The sequence below is a fragment of the Pseudomonas sp. P1_F7 genome (assembly GCF_056405655.1).
The window spans coordinates 268,419-292,986 of record NZ_JBFUBR010000003.1 but is presented as its reverse complement, the minus strand read 5'-3'; the positions used below and the strand labels follow the sequence as shown (position 1 = coordinate 292,986).

Genomic DNA, 24,568 nt, shown 5'->3' with positions numbered 1-24,568 from the left:
CTGCCACGGTCAGCGCGAAACATGACCTGCGTGCAACCAAAAACCCTCGGATCTGCCTGCTGTGTGCAGTGCATCCGCTTTGTACAGTGCAGTGGACGGCGGCAGTCTGCCAGCCGTCACATCAACAGGTGCTACCGCGTACCGCTTTGATAAATGCCTGAATCTTTGCGTGATCCTTGATGCCCTTGCTCGCCTCTACCCCGCCGCTGACATCCACGGCGTAAGGTCGAACACGCGCAATCGCTTCAGCGACGTTATCCGGCGTCAGACCGCCCGCCAGAATGATCGGCTTGCTCAAGCCTTGCGGTATCAGTGACCAGTCAAATGCCTCACCGGTTCCTCCGGGAACACCTTCGACATAGGTATCGAGCAAAATTCCGCTGGCACTGGCATAGGCATCACAGGCAGCGGCGATGTCATCGCCCGCCTTGACCCGCAGCGCCTTGATGTACGGGCGGTGCCAACCTTCGCAATCCTCTGCGCTTTCATCGCCGTGAAATTGCAGCAAGTCCAGGGGCACCGCGTCGAGGATTTCACCCAATTCGCAACGGCTCACATTGACGAACAAGCCCACGGTGGTCACGAATGGCGGCAGCGCCTGGATGATCGAGCGCGCCTGCTGGAACGTCACCGCACGGGGGCTTTTGGCGTAGAACACGAATCCGATGGCATCCGCCCCGGCCTCGACGGCTGCCAACGCATCCTCTATGCGGGTAATCCCACAGATCTTGCTGCGAACGGCTGACATGTCGATACAACTCCAAGACAAATCCGGGAAAGTCCCGGATGGTAACAAAAGCGTTCGAGGGCGTCAGCCGCCAAGTTCCGAGAATCCGGTCAGGAAGTGCGGACCGATGTAGCGCTCCGGCAACTCGAACTCGTCACGGTACTCGACCTGCACCAGATACAAGCCGAATGGATGCGCGGTCACACCACCGGTCCGTCGAATACGGCTCTCCAGCACCTCTTTCATCCACTCCACCGGACGCTCACCAGCGCCAATGGTCATCAGCACGCCGGCAATGTTGCGCACCATGTGATGCAGGAAGGCGCTGGCGCGAATATCCAGCACGATCATCTTGCCGTGACGAGTGACGCGCAGGTGATGCAGCTCCTTGATCGGCGACTTGGCCTGGCACTGACCGGCGCGAAAAGCACTGAAATCATGGGTGCCGAGCAGGTGTTGAGCGGCCTCGGCCATGCGCTCGACGTCCAGCGGACGGTGGTTCCAGGTCACTTCTTCGTTCAGGTGCGCCGGGCGGATCTGGTCGTTGTAGATCACATAGCGATAACGCCGGGCGATGGCCTTGAACCGCGCATGGAAGTGCGCCGGCATGACCTTGGCCCAGCTGACACTGACGTCGTGGGGCAAGTTGATGTTGGCGCCCATGGTCCAGGCCTTCATCGAACGCTCGACCTGGGTGTCGAAATGCACCACCTGTCCGCAGGCATGCACCCCGGCGTCGGTACGCCCGGCGCACATCAGCGAAACGGGCGAGTCAGCGACTTTGGACAAGGCGTTTTCGAGGGTTTCCTGCACAGTGAGCACCCCGGACGCCTGGCGCTGCCAGCCGCGATAGCGCGAGCCTTTGTATTCAACGCCCAGCGCGATCCGGAAAAAGCCGTCGGCTGCCATTTCGGCGGCCGGGTTATCTATATTTGCCAAGGAAGGACAGCCTGATGATGTACCAAAGGCGGGCATTATAAGGCCGCCGGGCGGGGATGCCAGAGGGATCTCCTTTGACTGTTCCGGCCTCATCGTCGGATCGCCGCCCGGACCAAGCCCGCGATAGCAATTTCGAAAACACCAACGCATCACCGACAAAACAAAAACGGCAGCCTCAATGGGCTGCCGTTCTGTTTACAACCTACCGATCACTCAAGCCAGGCGCGAAAGCATTTCCTCGGCTTCGCTCTTCTGCTCGGCACTGCCTTCGCTCACCACCTCTTTGAGGATGTCGCGAGCACCGTCGCTGTCGCCCATGTCGATATAGGCCTGAGCCAGGTCGAGCTTGGTAGCGGCTTCGTCAGTACCCGAGAGGAAGTCGAAGTCATCATCGTCGCCCAGTGCGGCATCTGCTTCGGTAAAGGTCGGTTCGCCGATGCTGTTGGACAGGCTCTCCAGTTCGGCGCTGACATCATCCAGCTCTGCCGCGAACGCATCCGGTGCGTCCAGTTCGTCGGCCAGTGACAGATCGAAATCGGCCGGCAATTCCAGGTCATCCAGCGCGACCTCAGGAACAGCCGAGGTTTCGGCGACCGGAAAATCCTTCACGCCTTCGCCCAGATCCAGCAGGAAATCGTCTTCAGCCAGCATCGCCGGCGACGGTTGCGCACCGAGATCCAGGTCGAGGTCGAAGTCCGACAGATCGTCGAGGCTTTCCTTGATTTCAGTCTGTTGCTGCAACACCGACTCAAAACTCAGATCGTCGTCCAGCGGGAATTCGTCCAGATCTGCCAACGCCGCCACTTCAGGCTCCGGCGCAGGTGCAGGTGCAGGTGCAGGTACAGGTGCCACAGGTGTAATTGCGTCCAGATCATCCAGACTCAGGTCGAAGGCGCTGTCGAGGTCATCCTCGAACGGCGCAGGCTCTGGCTCTGGCGCCGCTGCTTGCGGCTCATCGAGCAACAGATCCTTGACGTATTGCGCATCCAGCTCGGCAGCAACGGCGGCCGCGGCGATGCCACCGGCAGCGACCAGCGCCATGGCCGGGAAGCGGCTTTTGAGCTTCTCAACCTGGGCGAAGTTATCGCCATTGGCCACCAACTGACGCTCCTGGCCAACGAACGCATCGCGATCGCCTTGCTGGCCGTAGACTTCCATCAGTTTCAAGCGCAAGTCGCTGCGTTTCGGCTCCTGCTTGACGCCGTCCTCCAGCAACGCGGCAGCCTGGTTCAGGCGACCGGCATTGATGTGTGACTGAGCCTGGCCCAGCACGTCGTCGGAACGCTCGGCAGCCGGCGCCACCAAAGGCGCGGCGATCGGCGTGGTCATCACCACCGGAGCAACCACCGGTGCTGGCGCGGGAGCAGGTGTCGGGGCAGTCGCCAGCTTCACGCTCGGCGGCGGAACTTCCAGGCCTTCGAAGCTGCTTTGCGGCAAGTCGAAATCGGCCGAGAACGGCTGTTCTTCGGCCAGGGCACGGGCCATGCGCAAATGCTTTTCGGCTGCTTGCTGGGCTTTGCGGCGGCGCGCCAGCAACAGCAGCAAGAGCAGCAGAATCCCCGCACCGCCACCCACCAGGCCCAGCAGCACCGGATTGCTCAACAACTCATTGAATTTCTGATCGTCGGATGCGGCCGGTGTCGCCTCTACGGGCTTCTCGGCCGGTGCCGGAGTTGCCTCGGGCGCTGTGACCACTGGCGCAGTTTCAGCCGGAGCAGGCGCTGCCGCCGGGTTGGCAGCCAGCTCGGCCGACATCGCCGGCGCTGTCGCAGCCGCTGGTGCACCCGCAGCGCCCTCGGCCTGCAACTTGGCCAGTTGGTTGTTCTTCAACTCGATCAGGCGCTGCAGTTTGTCCACCTGGCTTTGCAGGTCGGCCATGCGGCTTTGCAGTTCGGCGTTATCACGACGGCTGGTATCGAGACTTTCCTGGGTCACCGCCAGCTTGTTGCTGAGGGCCTTCGCATCTCCGGCAGCCCCTTTGCCACGGTTCTTGCCGGACTCGGCAGACACCAGGCTCAGCTTGTCGGTGGCCGCTTGCGCCGGAGCACCATCGGTGCGGGCACGATGGGTGGCATCGAGCTGTTGCTGGCCTGACCCGGGTTTCGCCACATATCGACGACCCTGACGCCAGGCCTTGTTTTGCGCGGCTACTTCGGCAATAGCCTTGGGTTGCGGCAGGCCCGTGCTCTGCGCCTGGTCCGGCAGGCGCAACACCTGGCCGGTTTTCAAGCGGTTGATGTTGCCGTCAATGAAGGCATCCGGGTTCAGCGCCTGGATGGCCAGCATTGTTTGCTGGATCGAACCGCCGTTACGCGCCTTCGCGGCGATTTCCCACAGGGTATCGCGCGGTGTGGTGGTGTATTGGGACGGTTTGGTCGCACCGGTGACGGGCGCGGCAACCGTTGACGTCGGTTGCGCAGCCGCTTCAGCGGTTTGCGGCGAGAATTTGGACGGGTCGAGCAGCACACTGTAGTCGCGCAGCAAACGGCCGTTCGGCCACATGACCTGAACCAGGAACTTCACCATGGGTTCGGAAAGTGGCTTGCTGGAGGTCACGCGCAGGATGCTTTTGCCACTGGCGTTTAGCACCGGGGTGAAGGTCAAGTCGTTGAGAAACGCCTGGCGGTCGACACCGGCCTTGGCGAAATCGTCTGGTGAGGCCAGGCTCGGCACCACTTCGGCGGCGGTGAGATCCTTGACATCGAGCAGCTCGATTTCCGCTACCAACGGCTGGTTAAGCGTCGATTTCAGGGTCAACTCCCCGAGCCCGAGGGCATGCGCCATACCGGAGGACAGCGCCGAGGCGGCCGCTATTGCTAACACCAGTTTGCGAACTTGAACCATTAGCTCATCCTTAGTTTGAACATTCCTCGGCCAGCGAGAAGGTATTGATAGTCGCTGCCGTAAGGCATTGCGCGCAACGGCGAGGGTCGTCGCGCGCGGTCATTTCATTGATGCCCCGGAAAGCCCCGCAGAGCGGCTCGCCTTCAGCACTCCGGCAAGCATAGGCTCGCGCGGAATCATTCGACAAATTGTTGCAAAGTATCTTTTACAGCAGGCCTTTAAGCAACAATTCGGCCAGCTGCACAGCGTTGAGCGCGGCGCCTTTGCGTACGTTATCTGACGTCAGCCACAGATTAAGTTCCGACAGGTCGTCGATACCCTGGCGAACCCGACCGACGTAGACCACATCCTGCCCTACCGCGTCGCCCACTGGCGTCGGGTAATCGCCGGCCTCCACCAGCTCGATGCCGGGTGCGTCTTCCAGGGCCGCATTGATTTTCGCCAGGTCGATTTCACTCGCGGACTGCAGGGTCACGCTATAGCTATCGCCAAAAAACACCGGGGCTTGAATGCAAGTGACGGAAATCTTCAATGCAGGCATCGCCATGACCTGACGCAGCTCACGCACCAGGCGTTTTTCCAGCAGCGTATGACCTTGCTCATCCGGTTTGCCGACCTGGGCCAACAGGTTGAAGGCCATCTGCCGGTCAAAGAATTTCGGTTCCAGCGGCCGCACATTCAGCAGTTCGGCGGTCTGCCGCGCCAGCTCGCTCACGGCTTCGCGACCCTGGGCCGATACCGCGAGGCTGGCGGTCAGACTGATGCGCTGCAAATCGAGCAAATCCATCAGCGGCGCAAGCACCACCGCCAGCGTGGTGGCCGACGGGCTTGGACTGCTGACCTGAAACGGCTTTTTCAAGCCGGCCAACACTTGGGCGTTGGCCTCTGGCACGACCTGCGGCGCCTTTTCGGCCGGCAAGGCACCGGAGAGATCGATCACCGAGCAACCGGCATCGGTCGCGCGGGAAGCAAAACTCAAGGAAACCGCCGGGCCGGCGGCAAAGAATGCCAACTGCACCTTGCTGAAGTCGAACTCATCGACTTCCCGCACCCGCACGTTCTTGCCGCGAAACGGTACGGAACTGCCGGCCGATTCGCTGCTGGCCAACAGGTGAAGGGTGCCGATCGGAAAATCGCGCTCTTCGAGAATCTGCACGAGTGTTTCGCCGACAGTACCGGTGGCGCCGATCACGGCAATATCAATGGTCTGGCTCATGGGTTTTACCTCTGGCGAAACGGGGGGAGCGGCACTTTACCGGGTGGTTGGCGGTTCGGCAATTTAGAACAAAAGATCGCAGCCTTCGGCAGCTCCTACAAAGGAATGCGAGCACCTGTAGGAGCTGCCGAAGGCTGCGATCTTTTAACGGCCAATAAAAAAACCCGCACCTCTTTCAAGGCGCGGGTTCTTTCATTACTTCAGTCGATCAACGCTCAAGCAGGATCCGCAGCATGCGACGCAGCGGTTCGGCCGCGCCCCACAGCAACTGGTCGCCGACGGTGAACGCGCCGACAAATTGCGAACCCATGTTCAGCTTGCGCAGACGGCCAACCGGGATGTTCAGGGTGCCGGTGACCTTGTTCGGGCTCAGCTCCTGAATGCTGGTCTCACGGCTGTTCGGCACCAGCTTGACCCAAGGGTTGTGCTGGCTGATCAACCCTTCGATATCAGCGATCGGTACGTCTTTGTTCAGCTTGATGGTCAGCGCCTGGCTGTGGCAGCGCATGGCGCCGATGCGCACGCAGATGCCATCGACCGGGATCGGGCTCTTGAAGCGACCGAGAATCTTGTTGGTCTCGGCCTGGGCTTTCCACTCTTCGCGGCTCTGGCCGTTCGGCAGTTCCTTGTCGATCCACGGGATCAGGCTGCCGGCCAGCGGTACGCCGAAGTTTTCGGTCGGGTACGCGTCGCTGCGCATGGCTTCGGCAACACGGCGGTCGATGTCGAGGATCGCGCTGGCCGGATCGGCCAGTTGATCGGCAACAGCGGCGTGGGTCGCGCCCATCTGCTTGATCAGTTCACGCATGTTCTGCGCGCCGGCACCGGAGGCCGCCTGATAAGTCATGGCGCTCATCCACTCCACCAGGCCAGCTTCGAACAGACCACCAAGGCCCATCAGCATCAGGCTGACGGTGCAGTTGCCGCCGATGTAGTTCTTGGTGCCTGCATCCAGCTGCTGGTCGATCACCTTGCGGTTGACCGGATCCAGAACGATCACCGCGTCATCCTGCATGCGCAGGCTGGACGCGGCGTCGATCCAGTAACCCTGCCAGCCGGCTTCGCGCAGCTTGGGGAAGACTTCGCTGGTGTAGTCGCCACCCTGGCAGGTCAGAATCACGTCGAGGGTTTTCAGCTCTTCAATGCTGTAAGCGTCCTTGAGCGGAGCAATGTCCTTGCCCACGGACGGGCCTTGGCCACCGACATTGGAAGTGGTGAAAAACACCGGCTCGATAAGATCGAAATCCTGCTCTTCCAGCATCCGCTGCATGAGCACGGAACCGACCATACCGCGCCAACCGATCAGACCTACACGTTTCATCGCAACTACACCTTCTTGAAATGTGGACCGCTACCTTGTCTTGAATTTGGTAGCGGGCCCGAGAGATTACAGATTCCGCAGCGCGGCGACTACTGCGTCACCCATTTCCTGCGTACCGACTTTAGTACAACCGGCCGACCAGATGTCGCCCGTGCGCAAGCCCTGATCCAGCACCAGGCTGACGGCTTTCTCGATGGCATCGGCTGCGGCCTGCTGGTTGAAGCTGTAACGCAGCATCATCGACACCGACAAAATGGTCGCCAACGGGTTGGCAATGCCCTTGCCCGCGATGTCCGGCGCCGAACCGTGGCACGGCTCGTACATGCCTTTGTTGTTGGTGTCCAGGGACGCCGACGGCAGCATGCCGATGGAACCGGTGAGCATCGAGGCCTGGTCGGACAGGATATCGCCGAACATGTTGTCGGTGACGATCACGTCGAACTGCTTCGGTGCGCGCACCAGCTGCATGGCGGCGTTGTCGACGTACATGTGGCTCAGTTCGACTTCAGGGTAATCCTTGGCCACTTGCTCGACCACTTCACGCCACAGCTGGCTGGACGCCAGTACGTTGGCCTTGTCCACCGAGCACAGCTTCTTGCCGCGCACCATGGCCATGTCGAAGCCGACACGGGCAATACGACGGATTTCGCTTTCGCTGTACGGCAGGGTGTCGTAGGACTGACGCTCGCCGTTTTCCAGGGTACGAGTGCCGCGTGGTGCACCGAAGTAGATGCCGCCGGTCAGTTCGCGAACGATCAGGATGTCCAGCCCGGAAACGATTTCCGGCTTCAGGCTGGAAGCCTCGGCCAGTTGCGGGTACAGGATCGCCGGACGCAGGTTGCCGAACAGGCCCAGTTGCGCACGGATTTTCAGTAAACCGCGCTCAGGACGGATGTCACGCTCGATCGCATCCCATTTCGGGCCGCCAACGGCACCCAGCAGCACGGCATCGGCCGCGCGGGCACGTTCCAGGGTTTCGTCGGCCAACGGCACGCCGTGCTTGTCGATGGCCGCGCCACCGATCACGTCGTGGCTCAGCTCGAAACCCAGGGAGAACTTGTCACTGGCCAATTCCAGCACCTTGACCGCTTCGGCCATGATTTCCGGGCCAATACCGTCACCTGGGAGAATCAGAATCTGCTTGCTCATGCTTTCCTCATGTCATCAGTCGGTGCGCCCATGGACGCACCCGGAAAAATTCTATCGCACAGCCATCAGCACCAGTACATCGGTACTGAACGAACCATCGGCTTCAATCTCAAAATATTCGCGCACTTCATTGCCCATCGACTGCTGCAACTCGCGGATCGCCGCGCGCATCACCTCTGGTGTGCGCATGCGCTCGACCCAGCTGTTGTACTCCAGGCGCAAGCGCTGACGAGTGGTACTGCGGGTGTGCAGCCCCGCCTCGCTGACCTGGCGCAACCACTCGCCGGCGGAATAATCGCGCACATGGCTGGTGTCGCGCAGCACTTCGACGCTTTGCAGGTAAGTGTCGAACAGCGGGCTACCCGGTGACAACACGTCGACGAACGCCGCCACACCGCCCGGCTTCAGGACTCGACGCACCTCACGCAGGGCCACGCCGAGATCGCTCCAATGGTGCGCCGAATAACGGCTGAAGACGAAATCGAATTCGCCATCGGCGAACGGCAGGCGCTCGGCGGCACCGTTGACCGTGGAAATGTTGCTAAAACCACGATCGACAGCGGCAGCGGCCACCACATCGAGCATCTGCTGCGACAGGTCGTAGGCCACTACCTCTTTCACCAGCGAAGCCACGTGAAAACTCACATGACCAGCGCCGCAGCCCAGGTCCAGAACCCGCGCCTCGCCCTGCCCGGCCAGTTCGGCCTGTAGCAGCGCGAATTCAGTGCCTTGAGCGTGTACGGCGCTGCTCAGGTAGGCCGAAGCCTGTTCACCGAATTGCTTTTGGACTACCTGGGTGTGCTGGGCGTTGCTGGTCATGGGGACTTCCTTTTGGGGGTGAGTCTTGGGGTGTCTGTTCTGGCCTCATCGCGAGCAAGCTCGCTCCCACAGGTTTTGTGAACGCCGCAAATCCAGTGTGGGAGCGAGCTTGCTCGCGATGGCGTCATTACGCCTTACGCAAAATCAAGCGTCGCGAAACAACCAAGGCTGGCTCGCACGATGCTTGGCCTCAAACGTCGCAATCGCCTCATGGTCCTGCAAGGTCAGGCCGATGTCGTCCAGGCCATTGAGCAGGCAGTGCTTACGGAAGGCATCGATTTCAAAGCTCAACACCTTGCCGTCAGGACGGGTCACGGTCTGGGCTTGCAGATCGACCTGCAACTGGTAGCCCGGATTGGCCTCGACCTGTTGGAACAGTTCATCGACTTCCGCATCGCTCAAGATGATCGGCAGCAAGCCATTCTTGAAGCTGTTGTTGAAGAAGATGTCGGCATAGCTCGGCGCGATGATGCTGCGGAAACCGTACTCTTCGAGTGCCCACGGCGCGTGTTCACGGCTGGAGCCGCAACCAAAGTTTTCGCGAGCCAGCAACACGCTGGCGCCCTGGTAACGTTCGGCGTTGAGGACGAAGTCCTTGTTCAGCGGGCGCTTGGAGTTGTCCTGATAGGGCTGGCCCACATCCAGGTAACGCCATTCATCGAACAGGTTCGGGCCAAAACCCGTGCGCTTGATCGACTTCAGAAATTGTTTCGGAATGATCTGGTCGGTATCGACGTTGGCACGATCCAAAGGCGCGACAAGACCAGTATGTTGGGTAAATGCTCTCATGCTTACTGCGCTCCCTGAATCAATTCACGGACGTCGATGAAACGACCGTTCACAGCGGCGGCCGCGGCCATGGCCGGGCTGACGAGGTGGGTACGACCACCGGCGCCCTGACGGCCTTCGAAGTTGCGGTTGGAGGTCGAAGCGCAATGCTCGCCGGACTCCAAACGGTCCGGGTTCATCGCCAGGCACATTGAGCAACCCGGCTCACGCCATTCGAAACCGGCTTCGAGGAAAATCTTGTCCAGGCCTTCCGATTCAGCCTGGGCTTTGACCAGACCCGAGCCCGGCACAACGATGGCCTGCTTGATGGTCGAGGCCACTTTGCGGCCCTTGGCGATCACCGCCGCAGCGCGCAGGTCTTCGATCCGCGAGTTGGTGCAGGAACCGATGAACACGCGGTCGAGCTGAATGTCGGTGATCGCCTGGTTGGCGGTCAAACCCATGTATTTCAAGGCGCGGACGATGGAGTCGCGCTTGACCAGGTCCATTTCCTTGGCAGGATCCGGAACGTTCTGATCCACCGCCAAGACCATTTCCGGCGAGGTGCCCCAGCTGACTTGCGGCTTGATTTGCGCGGCGTCGAGCTCGACCACGGTATCAAACGTGGCATCAGCGTCAGTCACCAGGTCTTTCCAGGCTTCGACGGCCAGGTCCCATTCCGCGCCTTTCGGTGCGAAAGGACGACCCTTGACGTATGCCACGGTTTTTTCGTCCGCGGCCACCAGGCCTACGCGAGCGCCGGCTTCGATGGACATGTTGCAGATGGTCATGCGGCCTTCGACGGACAGGTCGCGAATCGCGCTGCCGGCGAATTCGATGGCGTGGCCGTTACCGCCGGCGGTGCCGATCTTGCCGATCACGGCGAGCACGATGTCCTTGGCGGTCACGCCGAACGGCAACTGGCCTTCGACGCGCACCAGCATGTTTTTCATTTTCTTGGCGACCAGGCACTGGGTGGCGAGCACATGCTCGACCTCGGAAGTGCCGATACCGTGAGCCAATGCGCCGAATGCGCCGTGGGTCGAGGTGTGGGAGTCGCCGCAGACCACGGTCATGCCCGGCAAGGTTGCGCCCTGCTCCGGGCCGATGACGTGGACGATGCCCTGGCGAACGTCGTTCATCTTGAACTCGACGATGCCGTATTCATCGCAGTTGTCATCGAGGGTCTGCACTTGCAGACGCGAGACCTGGTCAACGATGGCGTCGATGCCGCCCTTGCGCTCCGGCGTGGTCGGTACGTTGTGGTCCGGGGTCGCGATATTGGCATCAATGCGCCATGGCTTGCGCCCGGCCAGACGCAGGCCTTCGAAGGCTTGCGGCGAGGTCACTTCGTGGATGATGTGACGATCGATGTAGATCAACGCAGAGCCATCGTCGCGCTGCTTGACCAAATGCGAATCCCAGAGCTTGTCGTAGAGCGTTTTGCCGGCCATCAGACGGTTCCTCATCAGCTTGTTTCTATGCCCCGGGTTTTGAAAGTCTCAATAACCCTTTGGCTTGTGAGGCTGATCCTATGGGGTTACATTAAATAACTCAAATTCATATTTTTTATGCTTTGGATAACCAACTGGAATACAACCATGGACCTGGCCAACCTCAATGCTTTTATTGCCATCGCCGAGACCGGAAGCTTCTCCGGCGCCGGCGAAAGGCTGCACCTGACCCAGCCTGCGATCAGCAAACGAATCGCCGGGCTGGAGCAGCAATTGAAGGTGCGGTTGTTCGATCGCCTGGGTCGTGAGGTGGGCCTGACCGAGGCCGGGCGCGCCCTGCTGCCGCGGGCCTACCAGATTCTCAATGTCCTCGATGATACGCGCCGCGCCCTGACCAACCTCACCGGCGAAGTGACCGGCCGTCTGACCCTGGCCACCAGTCACCATATCGGCCTGCACCGTTTGCCGCCCTTGTTAAGGGAGTTCACCCGACGCTACCCACAAGTGGCGCTGGATATTCAGTTCCTCGATTCGGAAGTGGCCTACGAGGAAATTCTCCATGGCCGCGCCGAACTGGCGGTCATTACCCTGGCACCGGAACCTCATGCACTGGTCAAGGCCACGCCGGTGTGGGACGACCCGCTGGATTTCGTGGTCGCTCCGGAGCATTCTCTGCTCAACAACGGCAAGGTCAGCCTGGCGGACATCGCCCGACACCCGGCGGTATTCCCCGGCGGTAATACCTTTACCCATCACATTGTGCAGCGGCTGTTTGAAGCCCAGGGCCTGACGCCAAACATCGCCATGAGCACCAACTACCTGGAAACCATCAAGATGATGGTCTCGATCGGCCTGGCCTGGAGCGTTTTGCCGCGCACCATGCTCGATGATCAGGTGGCGCGCATACCTTTGCCGGGCATACAGCTCACACGCCAGCTAGGCTATATCCTGCACACGGAAAGGACGCTGTCGAATGCTGCGCGGGCCTTCATGGCCTTGCTGGACGCTCAACTCGATCTGCCAGGGACTCAAGGCTGACTTGTGCTACTCCTATAGAGCCGCGAATTCCTGCAACAAACGCTCAAACTCAGCCCAAGGCTTGCCAATGCCGAAATCTGTTGACCGAATTCCGCCAATGCCGCGTATTCAGGCAATTGACCCGAAAAGCTCCGAACAGAGCTGGGAAAGTGCCTCGCAATTACTGGCCGCGCTCAACGGCGCGCGCCTGGGCGCCTGGTATTGGGACATCGAGCGCGGGCAGATCAGCTGGTCCCGGGGCACGCAGGCGTTGTTCGGCTTCGATCCCCGGCAACCGCTGCCACGGGATCTGGAATACCTTGACCTGCTGCCCCCGGAAGATCGCGCGAAAACCCTTCGCGCCTTCCACGCGGTCATCGCTGGCGCGCCACTGGAGCAAGCGATGCATCACCGTATCCGCTGGCCCGATGGCAGCCTGCACTGGCTGGAAATCAACGGCAGCCTGTTGCCGGACAAGCACGGCAGGCCACGGATGATCGGCGTAATCCGCGAGATTACCCACCAGCGCCAGCGCGAACAGGCGTTGAGCAGCTCGGAAAAACGCTTCGCCACCCTGTTTCACCTGTGCCCGAACATGGTCCTGCTGACCCGCCAGGAAGACGGCCTGATCTCCGAAGCCAACCAGTATTTCGAAAGCCTGTTCGGCTGGCCGGTGCAAAACGCGATTGGCCGCACCACCCTGGAGCTGGGCCTGTGGGTACACCCCGAGCAACGGGACGAACTGGTCAAGGCCACTAAAGCCAAAGGCGACCTGGTCAGCATGGAAGTGCAGTTTCGCGCCAGCAACGGCCAGATCCACGACGGCATCCTCAGCGCGCAAAAAGTCGAGCTCGAAGGCCAGCCCTATCTACTGAGCACGTTCCTTGACACCACCGAACGCAAAGTCGCCGAACATGCCCTCAAGGACAGCCAGGAACGCCTTGACCTGGCCCTGGACTCGGCGCAGCTCGGCACCTGGGACTGGCACATTCCCAGCGGCATGCTCTACGGATCGGCACGGGCCGCCCAACTGCACGGCCTGGACGCCAAACCCTTTCACGAGTCCTTCGACGAGTTCTTCGAAGGCGTGCCCGGCGAAGAACGCGACACCATGCGTGATGCTTACCGCAGCCTGCGTGAAGGCCCGGCCGGCAACTATCAATTGACCTACCGCGTGCAATTGCCCGACGGCAGCTCGCGCTACCTGGAAAGCCGCGCCCGCCTCTACCGCGATGAAAACGGCGTGCCGGTGCGCATGGCCGGCACATTGCTCGACATCACCGACCAGGTGGAGCGCGAACAACGGCTGGTGGCCTCCGAAGAGAAATTCGCCACGCTGTTCCAGGTCAGCCCCGATCCGATCTGCGTCACCCACCAGGACAGCGGCCAGTTCATTGAAATCAACTCCAGCTTCACCCAGACCTTCGGCTGGAGCACCGCCGATGTGATCGGCCGCAGCGCCGACGAAATAGGCCTGTGGGACGCTTCGGCGAAAAGCCTGCGACGGATCGAACAAGTGATCCGCGAACAAGGCCTGAACAACGTCGCCATTCTGGTCCAGCACAAGGACGGACAGGCTCTGACCTGCGTGATTTCCAGCCGCCAGATCAGCGTCGGCGACCAGCCCTGCATCGTCACCACGCTGCGCGATATCACCCAGCAACAGCGCTCGGAAGCGGCGCTCAAGGCCAGTGAAGAGAAATTCGCCAAGGCCTTCCACTCAAGCCCCGACGCCATCACCATCACCGAGCGCGACACTGGGCGCTATCTGGAGGTCAACGACGGCTTCTGCCGCCTGACCGGCTACCGCGCCGAGGAAGTGGTGGGCCGCACGGTGTATCAGGTCGGAATTTGGGCCGAAGAAAAACAACGCTCGGCGCTGCTCGCCGAATTGCAGATCAAGGGTCGGGTTCATCACCAGGAAATGCTCGGGCGCAACAAGCGCGGCGAACTGCTCACCGTCGAAGTCTCGGTGGAACCGATTACCCTCAACGAAACCGCCTGCCTGCTGTTGACCGCGCGAGACGTCAGCCTGCTGAAAAACGCCGAAGCGCAGATTCGCCACCTGGCCTACCACGACCCACTGACCAACCTGCCCAACCGCGCATTGTTGATGGACCGACTGAGCCAGCAGATCGCCCTGCTCAAGCGCCACAACCTGCGCGGCGCGCTGATGTTCCTCGACCTGGACCACTTCAAGCACATCAACGACTCCCTCGGGCACCCGGTGGGCGATACCGTGCTGAAAATCATTACCGCGCGCCTGGAGGCCAGCGTGCGCATGGAAGACACCGTCGCACGCCTGGGCGGTGACGAATTCGTGATACTGCTCAGTGGCCTTGAAGGCTCGCGCAGCGAGGTCAGCGATCAGGTTCGCGAATTGGCCGACACCATCCGCGAGCTGCTGTCCGAACCAATGTTCCTCGACGGCCAGCGCCTGCAAGTGACACCAAGCATCGGCATTGCGCTGATCCCCGATCACGGTTCGACCCCGACCGACCTGCTCAAGCGCGCCGACATCGCGCTCTATCGCGCCAAGGACTCGGGCCGCAATACCGCGCAGATGTACCACAACACCATGCAGAAGGCCGCGAGCGAACGCCTGCGTATGGAAACCGATTTGCGCCTGGCACTTTCCCGGGGTGAGTTTCGCGTGCATTACCAACCCCAGGTCGACGCCCGGGGCGACCGCATCGTCGGCGCCGAGGCCCTGGTGCGCTGGAATCATCCGGAGCTCGGCAGGCAGTCACCCACCGAGTTCATCAAGGTGCTGGAAGACAGCGGACTGATTCTGGAGGTCGGCACCTGGATCCTCGACGAAGCCTGCCAGGCCTTCAAGCAATTGATCGACGACGGTCTGGTGAATCCGTACAAATTCAGCTTGTGCGTGAACATCAGCCCGCGCCAGTTCCGCCAGAACGACTTCGTCGAGCGCGTCGAAAACAGCCTGACCAGCCATGGCCTGCCCTGCTCCCTGTTGAAGCTGGAAATCACCGAAGGCATCGTCATCCAGAACCTGGAAGACACCATCAACAAAATGCGCCGCCTGAAAAAACTCGGTGTGAGCTTCGCCATGGACGACTTCGGCACCGGCTATTCCTCGCTGACCTACCTCAAGCGCTTGCCGGTCGACACCCTGAAAATCGACAAGTCGTTCATCCGCGACGCCACCAGCGACCCGAACGACGCCGAGATCATCCGCGCCATCGTCGCCATGGCCCACAGCCTGGACTTGAAGGTGATTGCCGAAGGGGTGGAAACGGCGGAGCAGCTTGAGTTCCTGCAGGGGCTGGAGTGTCACTTCTACCAAGGGTATTTGCACAGCCAGCCGTTGCCGGTCGAAGAGTTTCAAAAACTCCTGAAGTGACGGGCACAAAAAAGGGCGCCAATGGCGCCCTTCTTCTTGCTCCGACTTAGTGTTGCAGAGCCGGTTTTTGCGCCCCGTTGATCGGGATGCGCTTGGCTTTCGCCTCTTCCGGGATCACCCGCAGCAGGTCGATGCTCAACAAACCGTTGCTCAGGCCGGCAGCCTTGATCTCGATGTGGTCCGCCAGACGGAAGGACAGCTTGAACGCACGCTGGGCAATGCCCTGGTGCAGGAACGTCACGCCCTCGTTGGCGTCACGTTTGCCACCACTGATGGTCAGCACACCCTTCTCGACTTGCAGCTCCAGGTCATCTTCCTGGAAACCGGCGGCGGCTACGACGATGCGGTATTGATCGTCACCGTGTTTTTCCACGTTGTAGGGTGGATAGGTGCTGCCTGGCTCATTGCGCAGGGCGGTTTCGAACAGGTCGTTGAAACGGTCGAAACCTACCGAGGAACGGAACAGTGGGGCCAGGGAAAATGCAGTACTCATGTTTCAAATCTCCTGAAAACAATCAGCAAGGTTTTTTGTCTCCGCGACCCGAATTCGGCATCGCGTAACCCTTAGATAGGGACCGCTGATTGCATTTCAAGAGATTATTTTCTGCTTTTTTTATAAAAAGTTTCAGGCGGCCTCAGCCACCGGCAGCCCCAACAAGCGCGAGACGTTATCCAGCTCGGTCTCACGACGCAGCACGGTGAACAGCTCCACCGCCTCGGGATAATTGCGAGTCAGCATCGCCAGCCATTGCTTCAGGCGGCCCGGCGACTGGCGTGGCGTCATCTGTGCCTTGGCTTGCAGCCAGAAGTCCTGAATCAACGGCAGCAACTCGGCCCAGGTCATCTCGACCACCTCTTCACCGGCCCGCGCCGCAGCGATCTGCCGGGCAAGGTCCGGACGCGAAACCAGGCCACGCCCGAGCATGATGTCTTCCACGCCGCTGATCTCGCGGCAGCGACGCCAGTCTTCGACGCTCCAGATGTCGCCATTGGCGAACACCGGCACCTTGACCACGTCCTGCACCCGCGGAATCCACTCCCAGTGCGCCGGTGGCTTGTAGCCGTCGACCTTGGTCCGCGCGTGCACCACGATGTGTTCGGCGCCGCCTTCGGCCAGTGCCGTGGCACACACCAGCGAACCGTCCGGGCTGTCGAAGCCGAGACGCATCTTGGCGGTGACTGGAATATGTGCGGGGACGGCACGACGGACATGCTCGACGATCTGATTGAGCAGCTCGGGTTCCTTGAGCAGCACCGCGCCACCACGGGACTTGTTGACGGTCTTGGCCGGACAGCCAAAGTTCAGGTCAATCACTTCGGAACCCAGCTCGCAGGCCAGCGCGGCATTTTCTGCCAGGCACACCGGATCGGAACCGAGCAGTTGCACACGCAGCGGCACGCCGGAGGCCGTCCGGGCACCGTTGAGCAACTCCGGGCCGAACTTGTGGAAATAGGCAGGCGTCAGCAACTGGTCGTTGACCCGAATGAACTCGGTCACACACCAGTCAATACCACCCACGCGGGTCAGCACATCGCGCAGGATGTCGTCGACCAACCCCTCCATGGGCGCCAAAGCAATTTGCATGAAAAACACACTCGAGGAAAAACGTGCGGCAGTTTACTGGATTGCGCGAAGAATCTGCAGAACATCGCGACCACCTGTGGGAGCGAGCTTGCTCGCGATTCAGGCAATGCGGTTTATCAGACACACCGCGTTATCGTTCATCGCGAGCAAGCTCGCTCCCACACTGGATCAACGCCGGGCCATAGCCCTCAATGAACTCTACCGGCATGCGCTTGGGCCTGCCGGTGGACAGCTCGATGCAGACGAACGTGGTTTGCGCGCGCAGCAACGTTGCATTGTCGCTGGGGCGCTTCAACTGGAAATGCCGGGTCATTTTCAGGCGCTGATCCCAATCGACGATCCAGGTCGCCAATTGCAACTCATCGTCCTCATAGGCAGCCGCCAGGTAATCGATCTCGTGCCGCACCACCGCCATCGCCCGGTCCAGCCGCCGATATTCGACCAGGTCCAGGCCAAGGCGTTGGGAGTGGCGCCAGGCACAGCGTTCGAGCCAGGTCACGTAGACTGCGTTGTTCGCGTGCCCCAACCCGTCAATGTCCTCGGCGCTCACTTGCAGATCAATGATGAACGGCGTTTCCCGATCCCAGCCCATGCCCGACTCCCTGGTCAGATAATTTCGACCGGGGCAGTGTAACGGAAGCTCAGGCGGATTGGCGCGATTGCAGACGGCGACCGGCCAGCAGTGATAACACGCCATCAATCACCCGAGGGTCAGCCAGCACCCGCTGATGCCCACCTTCTTGCAGGCGCAGCAAGCGGCTGTCGAACCAGGCTTCGTGAATCAGCTGGGATTCCTTCACAGAGACAAGGTTGTCGTCTTCGGCATGGACAATCAGGCCGGGCATATCGAGCTGATAGTGAGCGACATCCAGCGTCGAGGCGCGCATGCCGACGTCATTCTCGACCTGGCGAATGAACGCCGAGCGGGCCTTCGGTGGCAGCCCGACATAGCGGGCAAACCCACGCAACACGCCGAGAATTCGCGCCGGAGCGGCAATGGTGACCAGGGTTTCGGTACGCAAGCCCATCTGGACCGCGAGCATCGCACTGGCGCCGCCCATGGAGTGGCCAATGACCGCTTGCAGGGGTGGCAGTTCGGCGGCCGCTTCAAGCATGGCGCGGGCGAACAGCACCACATTCGCTTCACTGCCCGGTGAACGACCGTGGGCCGGACCATCCAGGGCCACGACCGAGTAACCGGCATCGACCAACGCCGTGATCAGGCTGGCAAACTGCGTTGGCCGCCCTTCCCAACCGTGCATCAGCAACACGGCCGGGCCCTGCCCCCAACGCAACGCCGAGAGGCCGAAGCGCAAGGTGATCCGCTCGGACCTCGCCAACAGCGGCAGTTCCCAGTCACGGGGCGGCAGATCCCGCGGTGTCATGAAGGCCAGTCGCATTTTGCTAGCGACCAGTTTCGGGGCAAACCAGCCCAAGGTGCCATTAACGCCACGAACCCACTTTAACGCGCTCATCGCATTCTCCTCAGGCCGCAGCCTTCAGGTCAACGCACTGCCGATTTGGCGGCGCGCAGTAATCGATCGGACAATTCTCCTGGCCCCAGCGCCCGCGCCAGAGCCAACCCACCCACCATCAAGGCCATGTCGGCCAGGGCTTTTTCGGTTTCTTCAGGGCTGGCCGCCAACTGCGCGACCATCAATTCCACATGTTCATTCAGGGCGACACGAAACGCTTCCGGCAGCCGCCCCAGTTCGCCGACCGATGCCGGGATCGGACAGGCCGATTCGGAGGAATCACGGTGCTTGCGCGACAGGTAAAACGCTGCCACCAGCGCGCGGCGCTCTTCGCCGGTCAATTCGGCATCCATGTCGGCAATCAGGTCGCGGCGGTGACCGAGCAATTGCCTGAACGCCTCCAGCATCATCGCGTCCTTGCTTTCGAAGTGTGCGTAGAAGCCGCCAACCGTCAGGCCCGCCGCGCCCATCACTTCGCCCACGCTTGGCTCGGCCGGGCCGCGCTGAATCAGCGCTGCGCTGGCAGCCTTGAGGATGCGTTCGCGGGTTTGAGCTTTTTTATCGTTCATCGTTGCCTCCGAATATTACGATTGAAATATTATTCTCATAATAAATTTTAGCAAGTCATGGGTGTGACCGCTGGTCTGAAGAGCAGTTTTTTTTGGAAATGGAGGAATTTGGCCAAACGCCAGACAAACAAAAGGGCCATTCAATAATTGAATGACCCTTATAAATCCCGCAGAGCGGGTAATCGTGGCGTCCCCTAGGGGACTCGAACCCCTGTTACCGCCGTGAAAGGGCGGTGTCCTAGGCCACTAGACGAAGGGGACACAAACCCTTCTATACAACTGATCAGTGCTGAGTGCTGATCGATTCAAGGCCGGTGTGGCCAGACCTTGAACTGTAAAATTGGTGGAGCTAAGCGGGATCGAACCGCTGACCTCCTGCATGCCATGCAGGCGCTCTCCCAGCTGAGCTATAGCCCCGGATTTTTCGCCTCGCGGCGGAGCGACATCTTGCAACATCGCTTCTGTAAAACTGGCGTCCCCTAGGGGACTCGAACCCCTGTTACCGCCGTGAAAGGGCGGTGTCCTAGGCCACTAGACGAAGGGGACGCAAACCCTTCTATACAACAGATCAACGCTGAGTGTTGATCGCTTCAAGGCCGGTGTGGCCAGACCTTGAAGTGTAAATTGGTGGAGCTAGACGGGATCGAACCGTCGACCTCTTGCATGCCATGCAAGCGCTCTCCCAGCTGAGCTATAGCCCCTCATCGTTGATGTCATCGCTGAGGACGGGGCGAATCTTAAGGGTGTATCGAAAGCCTGTCAAACTTATTTTTCAAAAAAATTAAAATTTTTTGCCGACATAACAATCACTTACCGCCCTCGCCCCGAAAAATCGGGGTCTGAGGACCACTGCGCGCCCAACGACGGGCGTACACAATGGCCATCAGTCCTTCAGCAAGCGTGTCAGGCGATAGCGCCCAACAGCTTTTCCCACTCTTTGTTTTCTTTCTTCGACACACCGCCCAGCAGGTCGATCGCCTGGCGCAGACGGAAACGGGTCAGGTCCGGCCCGAGGATTTCCATCGCATCGAGCACCGATACCGAGCTGGCCTGGCCCGTGATCGCGGCGAACATCAGCGGCATGGCGTCACGCAGCTTCAGCTCCAGGGACTCGACCACCGCCTGAATGGTCGCGGTGATGCTGTCCTTCTCCCACTGGCGCAGGCTTTCGAGCTTCCACAGGATCAACTGCATCAACTGACGAACCTGATCGCCCGACAGCTTCTTCGACTCGAACAGTTTCGCGTCCGGGTTCACGCCACCGGCAAAGAAGAACCCGGCCAGCGGTGCCACCTGGCTGAAGGTTTCGACCCGGCCCTGCACGTGCGGCGCGATCTTCATCATGTATTCGGAGTTGAACGCCCACTTCTGCACGCGCGCGGCGAACTCTTCCACCGGCAGGTCACGCAGCCATTGGCCGTTGAGCCACGACAGCTTCTCGATGTCGAAGATCGGCCCGCCGAGGGACACGCGCTTCAGATCGAAGTTGTCGACCATTTCCTGCAACGAGAACTTCTCGCGCTCGTCCGGCATCGACCAGCCCATGCGGCCCAGGTAGTTGAGCATCGCTTCCGGCATGAAGCCCATGCGCTCGTAGAACGTCACCGAGGTCGGGTTCTTGCGCTTGGACAGCTTGCTCTTGTCCGGGTTACGCAGCAGCGGCATGTAGCACAGCTCCGGTTGTTCCCAGCCGAAATATTCGTAGAGCAGGATCAGCTTCGGCGCCGATGGCAGCCACTCTTCGCCACGCAATACGTGGGTGATGCCCATCAGGTGGTCGTCGACCACGTTGGCCAGGAAGTAGGTTGGCAGGCCGTCGGTCTTCATCAGGACTTGCATGTCCATGCGGTCCCACGGGATTTCAACGTCGCCGCGCAGCATGTCCGGCACCACGCAGACGCCTTCGCTCGGTACTTTCATCCGGATAACGTGGGGCTCGCCAGCCGCCAGGCGACGGGCGACTTCTTCCTTGGACAGCAGCAGCGCGCGGCCGTCGTAACGCGGGGTTTCACCGCGAGCCATCTGCTCGGCGCGCATCTGGTCCAGCTCTTCGGCGGTGCAGAAGCACGGGAAGGCATGGCCCATTTCGACCAGTTGCTGGCAATACTTCTGATAAATATCGCCGCGCTCGCTTTGACGGTACGGACCGTGCGGGCCGCCGACGTCCGGGCCTTCGCTCCAGTCGATGCCGAGCCAGCGCAAGGCGTCGAAAATCTGCTGTTCGGACTCGCGGGTCGAACGCAGTTGGTCGGTGTCTTCGATCCGCAGGATGAACTCACCGCCGTGTTGCTTGGCAAAGCAGTAGTTGAACAAGGCGATGTAAGCGGTACCTACGTGGGGATCCCCGGTAGGCGATGGCGCGATGCGAGTGCGGACGGTGGTCATGGCATGTCTCGAAAAGAAAAAAAGCAAAGTTCAAACAAGGCGCGAATGGTAACAGGCGACACCCGCCCGGCTCCAGCGAACAGGGCATTTAAGCCAAGGTTGCGGCTGTAACGCCCGTATGCCGCGGATATCGGCCGATGGCATTTACCGTTTATCGGCTGTATGCCAGATTTGCCTGCTGATAACTTCTCTTACAATTTCTCGACTACAGTTTGCCTCATGCCTGCCCAACTCAAGCGTCGCCTCTTCACCTTCCTGCTGATGGTCCTGTTGATTGCGGGGGGGCTGTTTGCCCACTGGCTCTTCAAGGGGCGCTTTTATGAAAGCACCGACAACGCTTATGTCCAGGGCGAGATCACCCGTGTGTCGAGCCAATTGGGCGCGCGCATTGACCAAGTGCTGGTGCAGGACAACCAGCATGTCGAGAAAGGCCAGTTGCTGATCAAACTCGAAGGCGACGACTTCCGCCTCGCTGTCGACCGCGCCAATGCCGCCCTGGCCACCCGCCAGGCCGAGCGTCTGCAAGCCCAGAGCAAACTGACCCAACAGGCCAGCCTGATTGCCGCCAGCGAAGCGCAAGTCGCGTCCAGCCAGGCCAGCCTGGGTCGCTCGCAGATCGACCTGACCCGCGCCGAGACCTTGCGCAAACCCGGTTATGTCTCGGAAGAACGGGTGACCACCCTCTCCGCCGAATCCCACATCGCCCGCTCGCAAGTGGCCAAGGCCCAGGCCGACGCGCAAAGTCAGCGCCAGCAGGTCAATGCACTGACCGCCGAGATCAAACGCCTCGACGCGCAGATCGCCAACGCAAAAACCGACCTGGCCCAGGCCGAACTGAACCTGACCCGCAGCGAAATCCACGCGCCTATCAGCGGCCTGATCGGCCAGCGTGCAGCCCGCGAAGGCCAATACGTGCAGGCCGGCGCCTACCTGCTGTCGATCGTGCCGGACGAAGACATCTGGATTCAGGCCAATTTCAAGGAAACCCAGATTGGCCACATGCAGCCCGGCCAGGAAGCCGAGCTGACCTTCGACGCCTATAGCGACACCCCAATCAAAGCCCGGGTCGACAGCCTGTTCGCCGCCTCGGGCGCACAGTTCAGCCTGTTGCCGCCGGACAATGCCACGGGCAACTTCACCAAAGTCGTACAACGGATTCCGGTAAAACTGACCTTCGCCGCGGACAATCCGCTGCGCGGCAAGATCCGCCCGGGCATGTCGGTCACCGCCAAGGTGAACATCAAGGACGCCCCTGAAGATGTCACCCCCAAAGTGAGCCACAAAGACGCCCCTGACGATGGCCGGTGATCAACTGATCCGCCCGGTCGGCGAACCGACCCGGCGGGACTGGATTGCGGTGATGAGCGTGATGCTCGGTGCGTTCATGGCGGTGCTGGACATCCAGATCACCAACTCCTCGCTCAAGGACATCCAGGGCGCGCTGTCGGCGACCCTGGAAGAAGGCTCGTGGATCTCCACCTCGTACCTGGTGGCGGAAATCATCATGATCCCGCTCACCGCCTGGCTCGTGCAGTTGCTGTCAGCCCGGCGCCTGGCGGTGTGGGTGTCCCTCGGGTTTCTCGCGGCCTCCCTGCTCTGCTCCATGGCGTGGAGCCTGGAAAGCATGATCGTGTTCCGCGCCCTGCAAGGGTTTACCGGTGGCGCGCTGATTCCGCTGGCGTTCACCCTGACCCTGATCAAACTCCCGGAACACCACCGCGCCAAGGGCATGGCCATGTTCGCCATGACCGCTACCTTCGCTCCCTCCATCGGCCCGACCCTCGGCGGCTGGTTGACGGAGAACTGGGGCTGGGAATACATCTTCTACATCAACATCCCGCCCGGGCTGATCATGATCGCCGGCCTGATGTACGGTCTGGAGAAAAAAGAAGCGCACTGGGAATTGCTGAAAAGCACCGACTACGCCGGCATTCTCACCCTCGGCGTCGGGCTCGGTTGTTTGCAGGTGTTTCTGGAGGAAGGCCATCGCAAGGACTGGCTGGAATCGAACCTGATCGTGACCCTGGGCAGCATCGCGCTGGTCAGCCTGATCACCTTTGTGATCGTGCAGTTTTCCAAACCCAATCCGCTGATCAACCTCGGCATCCTCGGCAACCGCAACTTTGGCTTATCCAGTATTTCCAGCGTCGGAATGGGGGTCGGGCTGTACGGCTCGATCTACCTGCTGCCGCTTTACCTGGCGCAGATCCAGAACTACAACGCCTTGCAGATTGGCGAAGTGATCATGTGGATGGGCGTGCCGCAGCTGTTTCTGATTCCGCTGGTACCCAAGCTGATGAAGTTCGTCTCGCCGAAATGGCTGTGCACATTGGGATTCGGGCTATTCGGGTTGGCGAGTTTCTCTTCGGGCGTGCTGAACCCGGACTTTGCCGGGCCGCAGTTCAATCAGATCCAGATCATCCGCGCCCTGGGCCAACCACTGATCATGGTGACCATCTCGCTGATCGCTACCGCCTATATCCTGCCCCAGGATGCGGGATCGGCTTCGAGCCTGTTCAACATCCTGCGCAACCTCGGCGGCGCCATCGGCATCGCCCTGCTCGCCACGCTGCTGGATGCGCGAACCAAGGTTTACTTTGACTACCTGCGTGAGTCGATCGTGCCGAGCAATCCACAGGTGGCTGAACGTATTGCCTCGCTGGCCGATCGACTGGGCAATGAAACGGCGGCACTGGGCAAACTCAGCGAGATCGCGCATCAACAGGCGTCGATCATGGCCTATAACGATGCGTTTCATTTTGTCGGGATTGCGCTGGGGATCAGCATGGTGGCGGTGTTGCTGACCAGGAAATTGCCGGAGGGGTTGAAGGCGGGTGAGGCTCATTGACTCACCGCAAATTACCGTAGGAGCTGCCGAAGGCTGCGATCTTTAGATTGTTCCTTTCAAAACAAGATCAAAAGATCGCAGCCTT

At 60.6% G+C, this 24,568-nt stretch carries 19 protein-coding genes and 4 tRNA genes; 4 read left to right on the top strand and 19 right to left on the bottom strand.

Going from position 1 to position 24,568, the window contains the following annotated elements:
* Positions 1–121 precede the first annotated feature (121 nt).
* The 9 genes from AC1D1M_RS05360 to leuC form a co-directional block, all read right to left on the bottom strand.
* The gene (locus tag AC1D1M_RS05360; RefSeq protein WP_477774822.1) at positions 122–748 is read right to left on the bottom strand and encodes a phosphoribosylanthranilate isomerase; all 627 of its coding nucleotides are present in this window, start codon (positions 746–748) and stop codon (positions 122–124) included.
* A gap of 63 nt (positions 749–811) precedes the next feature.
* Entirely contained in the window at positions 812–1,636 is an 825-nt protein-coding gene (gene truA, locus AC1D1M_RS05355) for a tRNA pseudouridine(38-40) synthase TruA (RefSeq protein WP_477774947.1), read from the bottom strand.
* Positions 1,637–1,879: 243 nt separating this feature from the next.
* Positions 1,880–4,510, bottom strand: coding sequence for a motility hub landmark protein FimV (locus AC1D1M_RS05350; protein ID WP_477774821.1), 2,631 nt, complete (start codon positions 4,508–4,510; stop codon positions 1,880–1,882).
* A 205-nt stretch (positions 4,511–4,715) separates the two neighbouring features.
* Entirely contained in the window at positions 4,716–5,726 is a 1,011-nt protein-coding gene (locus tag AC1D1M_RS05345) for an aspartate-semialdehyde dehydrogenase (RefSeq protein WP_477774820.1), read from the bottom strand.
* A gap of 208 nt (positions 5,727–5,934) precedes the next feature.
* Entirely contained in the window at positions 5,935–7,047 is a 1,113-nt protein-coding gene (gene asd / locus AC1D1M_RS05340) for an aspartate-semialdehyde dehydrogenase (RefSeq protein WP_007975660.1), read from the bottom strand.
* Positions 7,048–7,113: 66 nt separating this feature from the next.
* Positions 7,114–8,196 carry a 3-isopropylmalate dehydrogenase gene (gene leuB, locus AC1D1M_RS05335; RefSeq protein ID WP_046038178.1) on the bottom strand — a complete coding sequence of 361 codons (1,083 nt, stop codon included), beginning with the start codon at positions 8,194–8,196 and terminating at the stop codon, positions 7,114–7,116.
* A 51-nt stretch (positions 8,197–8,247) separates the two neighbouring features.
* The gene (locus AC1D1M_RS05330; protein ID WP_477774819.1) at positions 8,248–9,015 is read right to left on the bottom strand and encodes a class I SAM-dependent methyltransferase; all 768 of its coding nucleotides are present in this window, start codon (positions 9,013–9,015) and stop codon (positions 8,248–8,250) included.
* A 144-nt stretch (positions 9,016–9,159) separates the two neighbouring features.
* Positions 9,160–9,804, bottom strand: coding sequence for a 3-isopropylmalate dehydratase small subunit (gene leuD / locus AC1D1M_RS05325; protein WP_045057951.1), 645 nt, complete (start codon positions 9,802–9,804; stop codon positions 9,160–9,162).
* Positions 9,805–9,806: 2 nt separating this feature from the next.
* Positions 9,807–11,237, bottom strand: a complete 1,431-nt coding sequence (leuC, locus tag AC1D1M_RS05320; protein WP_477774818.1) for a 3-isopropylmalate dehydratase large subunit — start codon at positions 11,235–11,237, stop codon at positions 9,807–9,809.
* A 147-nt stretch (positions 11,238–11,384) separates the two neighbouring features.
* On the opposite strand from leuC, the gene AC1D1M_RS05315 reads away from it, so the two are divergent.
* Together AC1D1M_RS05315 and AC1D1M_RS05310 are read left to right on the top strand one after the other, a co-directional pair.
* Positions 11,385–12,275 carry a LysR family transcriptional regulator gene (locus AC1D1M_RS05315; protein ID WP_477774817.1) on the top strand — a complete coding sequence of 297 codons (891 nt, stop codon included), beginning with the start codon at positions 11,385–11,387 and terminating at the stop codon, positions 12,273–12,275.
* Positions 12,276–12,342: 67 nt separating this feature from the next.
* On the top strand, positions 12,343–15,621 hold the full coding sequence (locus AC1D1M_RS05310; protein WP_477774816.1) for a sensor domain-containing protein: 3,279 nt from the start codon (positions 12,343–12,345) through the stop codon (positions 15,619–15,621).
* A 46-nt stretch (positions 15,622–15,667) separates the two neighbouring features.
* Here the strand turns inward: AC1D1M_RS05310 and AC1D1M_RS05305 are convergent, their stop codons facing one another.
* From AC1D1M_RS05305 to gltX, 10 genes are all read right to left on the bottom strand, one after another.
* Positions 15,668–16,114, bottom strand: coding sequence for an Hsp20 family protein (locus tag AC1D1M_RS05305; protein WP_085722999.1), 447 nt, complete (start codon positions 16,112–16,114; stop codon positions 15,668–15,670).
* Positions 16,115–16,246: 132 nt separating this feature from the next.
* On the bottom strand, positions 16,247–17,206 hold the full coding sequence (locus AC1D1M_RS05300) for a tRNA dihydrouridine synthase (protein ID WP_008050845.1): 960 nt from the start codon (positions 17,204–17,206) through the stop codon (positions 16,247–16,249).
* A gap of 130 nt (positions 17,207–17,336) precedes the next feature.
* Positions 17,337–17,798, bottom strand: a complete 462-nt coding sequence (locus tag AC1D1M_RS05295; protein ID WP_477774815.1) for an acyl-CoA thioesterase — start codon at positions 17,796–17,798, stop codon at positions 17,337–17,339.
* A gap of 49 nt (positions 17,799–17,847) precedes the next feature.
* Positions 17,848–18,681: an alpha/beta fold hydrolase gene (locus AC1D1M_RS05290; RefSeq protein ID WP_477774814.1), complete on the bottom strand. Its 834-nt coding sequence runs from the start codon at positions 18,679–18,681 to the stop codon at positions 17,848–17,850.
* 29 nt (positions 18,682–18,710) lie between these two features.
* The gene (locus AC1D1M_RS05285; protein WP_057715584.1) at positions 18,711–19,250 is read right to left on the bottom strand and encodes a TetR/AcrR family transcriptional regulator; all 540 of its coding nucleotides are present in this window, start codon (positions 19,248–19,250) and stop codon (positions 18,711–18,713) included.
* A gap of 185 nt (positions 19,251–19,435) precedes the next feature.
* Positions 19,436–19,511, bottom strand: a tRNA-Glu gene (locus AC1D1M_RS05280).
* Positions 19,512–19,591: 80 nt separating this feature from the next.
* Positions 19,592–19,667: transfer RNA gene (locus AC1D1M_RS05275), tRNA-Ala, on the bottom strand.
* Positions 19,668–19,720: 53 nt separating this feature from the next.
* Positions 19,721–19,796: transfer RNA gene (locus tag AC1D1M_RS05270), tRNA-Glu, on the bottom strand.
* A 79-nt stretch (positions 19,797–19,875) separates the two neighbouring features.
* Positions 19,876–19,951, bottom strand: a tRNA-Ala gene (locus AC1D1M_RS05265).
* Between the two features lie 202 nt (positions 19,952–20,153).
* Entirely contained in the window at positions 20,154–21,635 is a 1,482-nt protein-coding gene (gltX, locus tag AC1D1M_RS05260) for a glutamate--tRNA ligase (RefSeq protein ID WP_090454210.1), read from the bottom strand.
* 219 nt (positions 21,636–21,854) lie between these two features.
* Here gltX and AC1D1M_RS05255 point away from each other — a divergent pair, with 219 nt between their 5' ends.
* Together AC1D1M_RS05255 and AC1D1M_RS05250 are read left to right on the top strand one after the other, a co-directional pair.
* Positions 21,855–22,943 (top strand): HlyD family secretion protein, encoded by a 1,089-nt coding sequence (locus AC1D1M_RS05255; protein ID WP_477774813.1) that lies wholly within the window; start codon positions 21,855–21,857, stop codon positions 22,941–22,943.
* Positions 22,933–24,483 carry an MDR family MFS transporter gene (locus AC1D1M_RS05250; protein WP_477774812.1) on the top strand — a complete coding sequence of 517 codons (1,551 nt, stop codon included), beginning with the start codon at positions 22,933–22,935 and terminating at the stop codon, positions 24,481–24,483. Before AC1D1M_RS05255 ends, AC1D1M_RS05250 begins: the two co-directional genes overlap by 11 nt.
* The last annotated feature ends 85 nt before the right edge of the window (positions 24,484–24,568 follow it).

Bases quoted from the DNA above. Each gene is read 5' to 3' on its own strand.
- AC1D1M_RS05255 (WP_477774813.1), top strand. From the start codon at position 21,855: ATGCCTGCCCAACTCAAGCGTCGCCTCTTCACCTTCCTGCTGATGGTC.
- leuC (WP_477774818.1), bottom strand. From the start codon at position 11,237: ATGGCCGGCAAAACGCTCTACGACAAGCTCTGGGATTCGCATTTGGTC.
- AC1D1M_RS05315 (WP_477774817.1), top strand. From the start codon at position 11,385: ATGGACCTGGCCAACCTCAATGCTTTTATTGCCATCGCCGAGACCGGA.
- AC1D1M_RS05360 (WP_477774822.1), bottom strand. From the start codon at position 748: ATGTCAGCCGTTCGCAGCAAGATCTGTGGGATTACCCGCATAGAGGAT.
- asd (WP_007975660.1), bottom strand. From the start codon at position 7,047: ATGAAACGTGTAGGTCTGATCGGTTGGCGCGGTATGGTCGGTTCCGTG.
- AC1D1M_RS05305 (WP_085722999.1), bottom strand. From the start codon at position 16,114: ATGAGTACTGCATTTTCCCTGGCCCCACTGTTCCGTTCCTCGGTAGGT.
- AC1D1M_RS05285 (WP_057715584.1), bottom strand. From the start codon at position 19,250: ATGAACGATAAAAAAGCTCAAACCCGCGAACGCATCCTCAAGGCTGCC.
- AC1D1M_RS05345 (WP_477774820.1), bottom strand. From the start codon at position 5,726: ATGAGCCAGACCATTGATATTGCCGTGATCGGCGCCACCGGTACTGTC.
- truA (WP_477774947.1), bottom strand. From the start codon at position 1,636: ATGGCAGCCGACGGCTTTTTCCGGATCGCGCTGGGCGTTGAATACAAA.
- leuB (WP_046038178.1), bottom strand. From the start codon at position 8,196: ATGAGCAAGCAGATTCTGATTCTCCCAGGTGACGGTATTGGCCCGGAA.
- AC1D1M_RS05350 (WP_477774821.1), bottom strand. From the start codon at position 4,510: ATGGTTCAAGTTCGCAAACTGGTGTTAGCAATAGCGGCCGCCTCGGCG.
- AC1D1M_RS05330 (WP_477774819.1), bottom strand. From the start codon at position 9,015: ATGACCAGCAACGCCCAGCACACCCAGGTAGTCCAAAAGCAATTCGGT.
- AC1D1M_RS05290 (WP_477774814.1), bottom strand. From the start codon at position 18,681: ATGAGCGCGTTAAAGTGGGTTCGTGGCGTTAATGGCACCTTGGGCTGG.
- AC1D1M_RS05295 (WP_477774815.1), bottom strand. From the start codon at position 17,798: ATGGGCTGGGATCGGGAAACGCCGTTCATCATTGATCTGCAAGTGAGC.
- AC1D1M_RS05250 (WP_477774812.1), top strand. From the start codon at position 22,933: ATGGCCGGTGATCAACTGATCCGCCCGGTCGGCGAACCGACCCGGCGG.
- AC1D1M_RS05300 (WP_008050845.1), bottom strand. From the start codon at position 17,206: ATGCAAATTGCTTTGGCGCCCATGGAGGGGTTGGTCGACGACATCCTG.
- AC1D1M_RS05310 (WP_477774816.1), top strand. From the start codon at position 12,343: ATGCCGAAATCTGTTGACCGAATTCCGCCAATGCCGCGTATTCAGGCA.
- leuD (WP_045057951.1), bottom strand. From the start codon at position 9,804: ATGAGAGCATTTACCCAACATACTGGTCTTGTCGCGCCTTTGGATCGT.
- gltX (WP_090454210.1), bottom strand. From the start codon at position 21,635: ATGACCACCGTCCGCACTCGCATCGCGCCATCGCCTACCGGGGATCCC.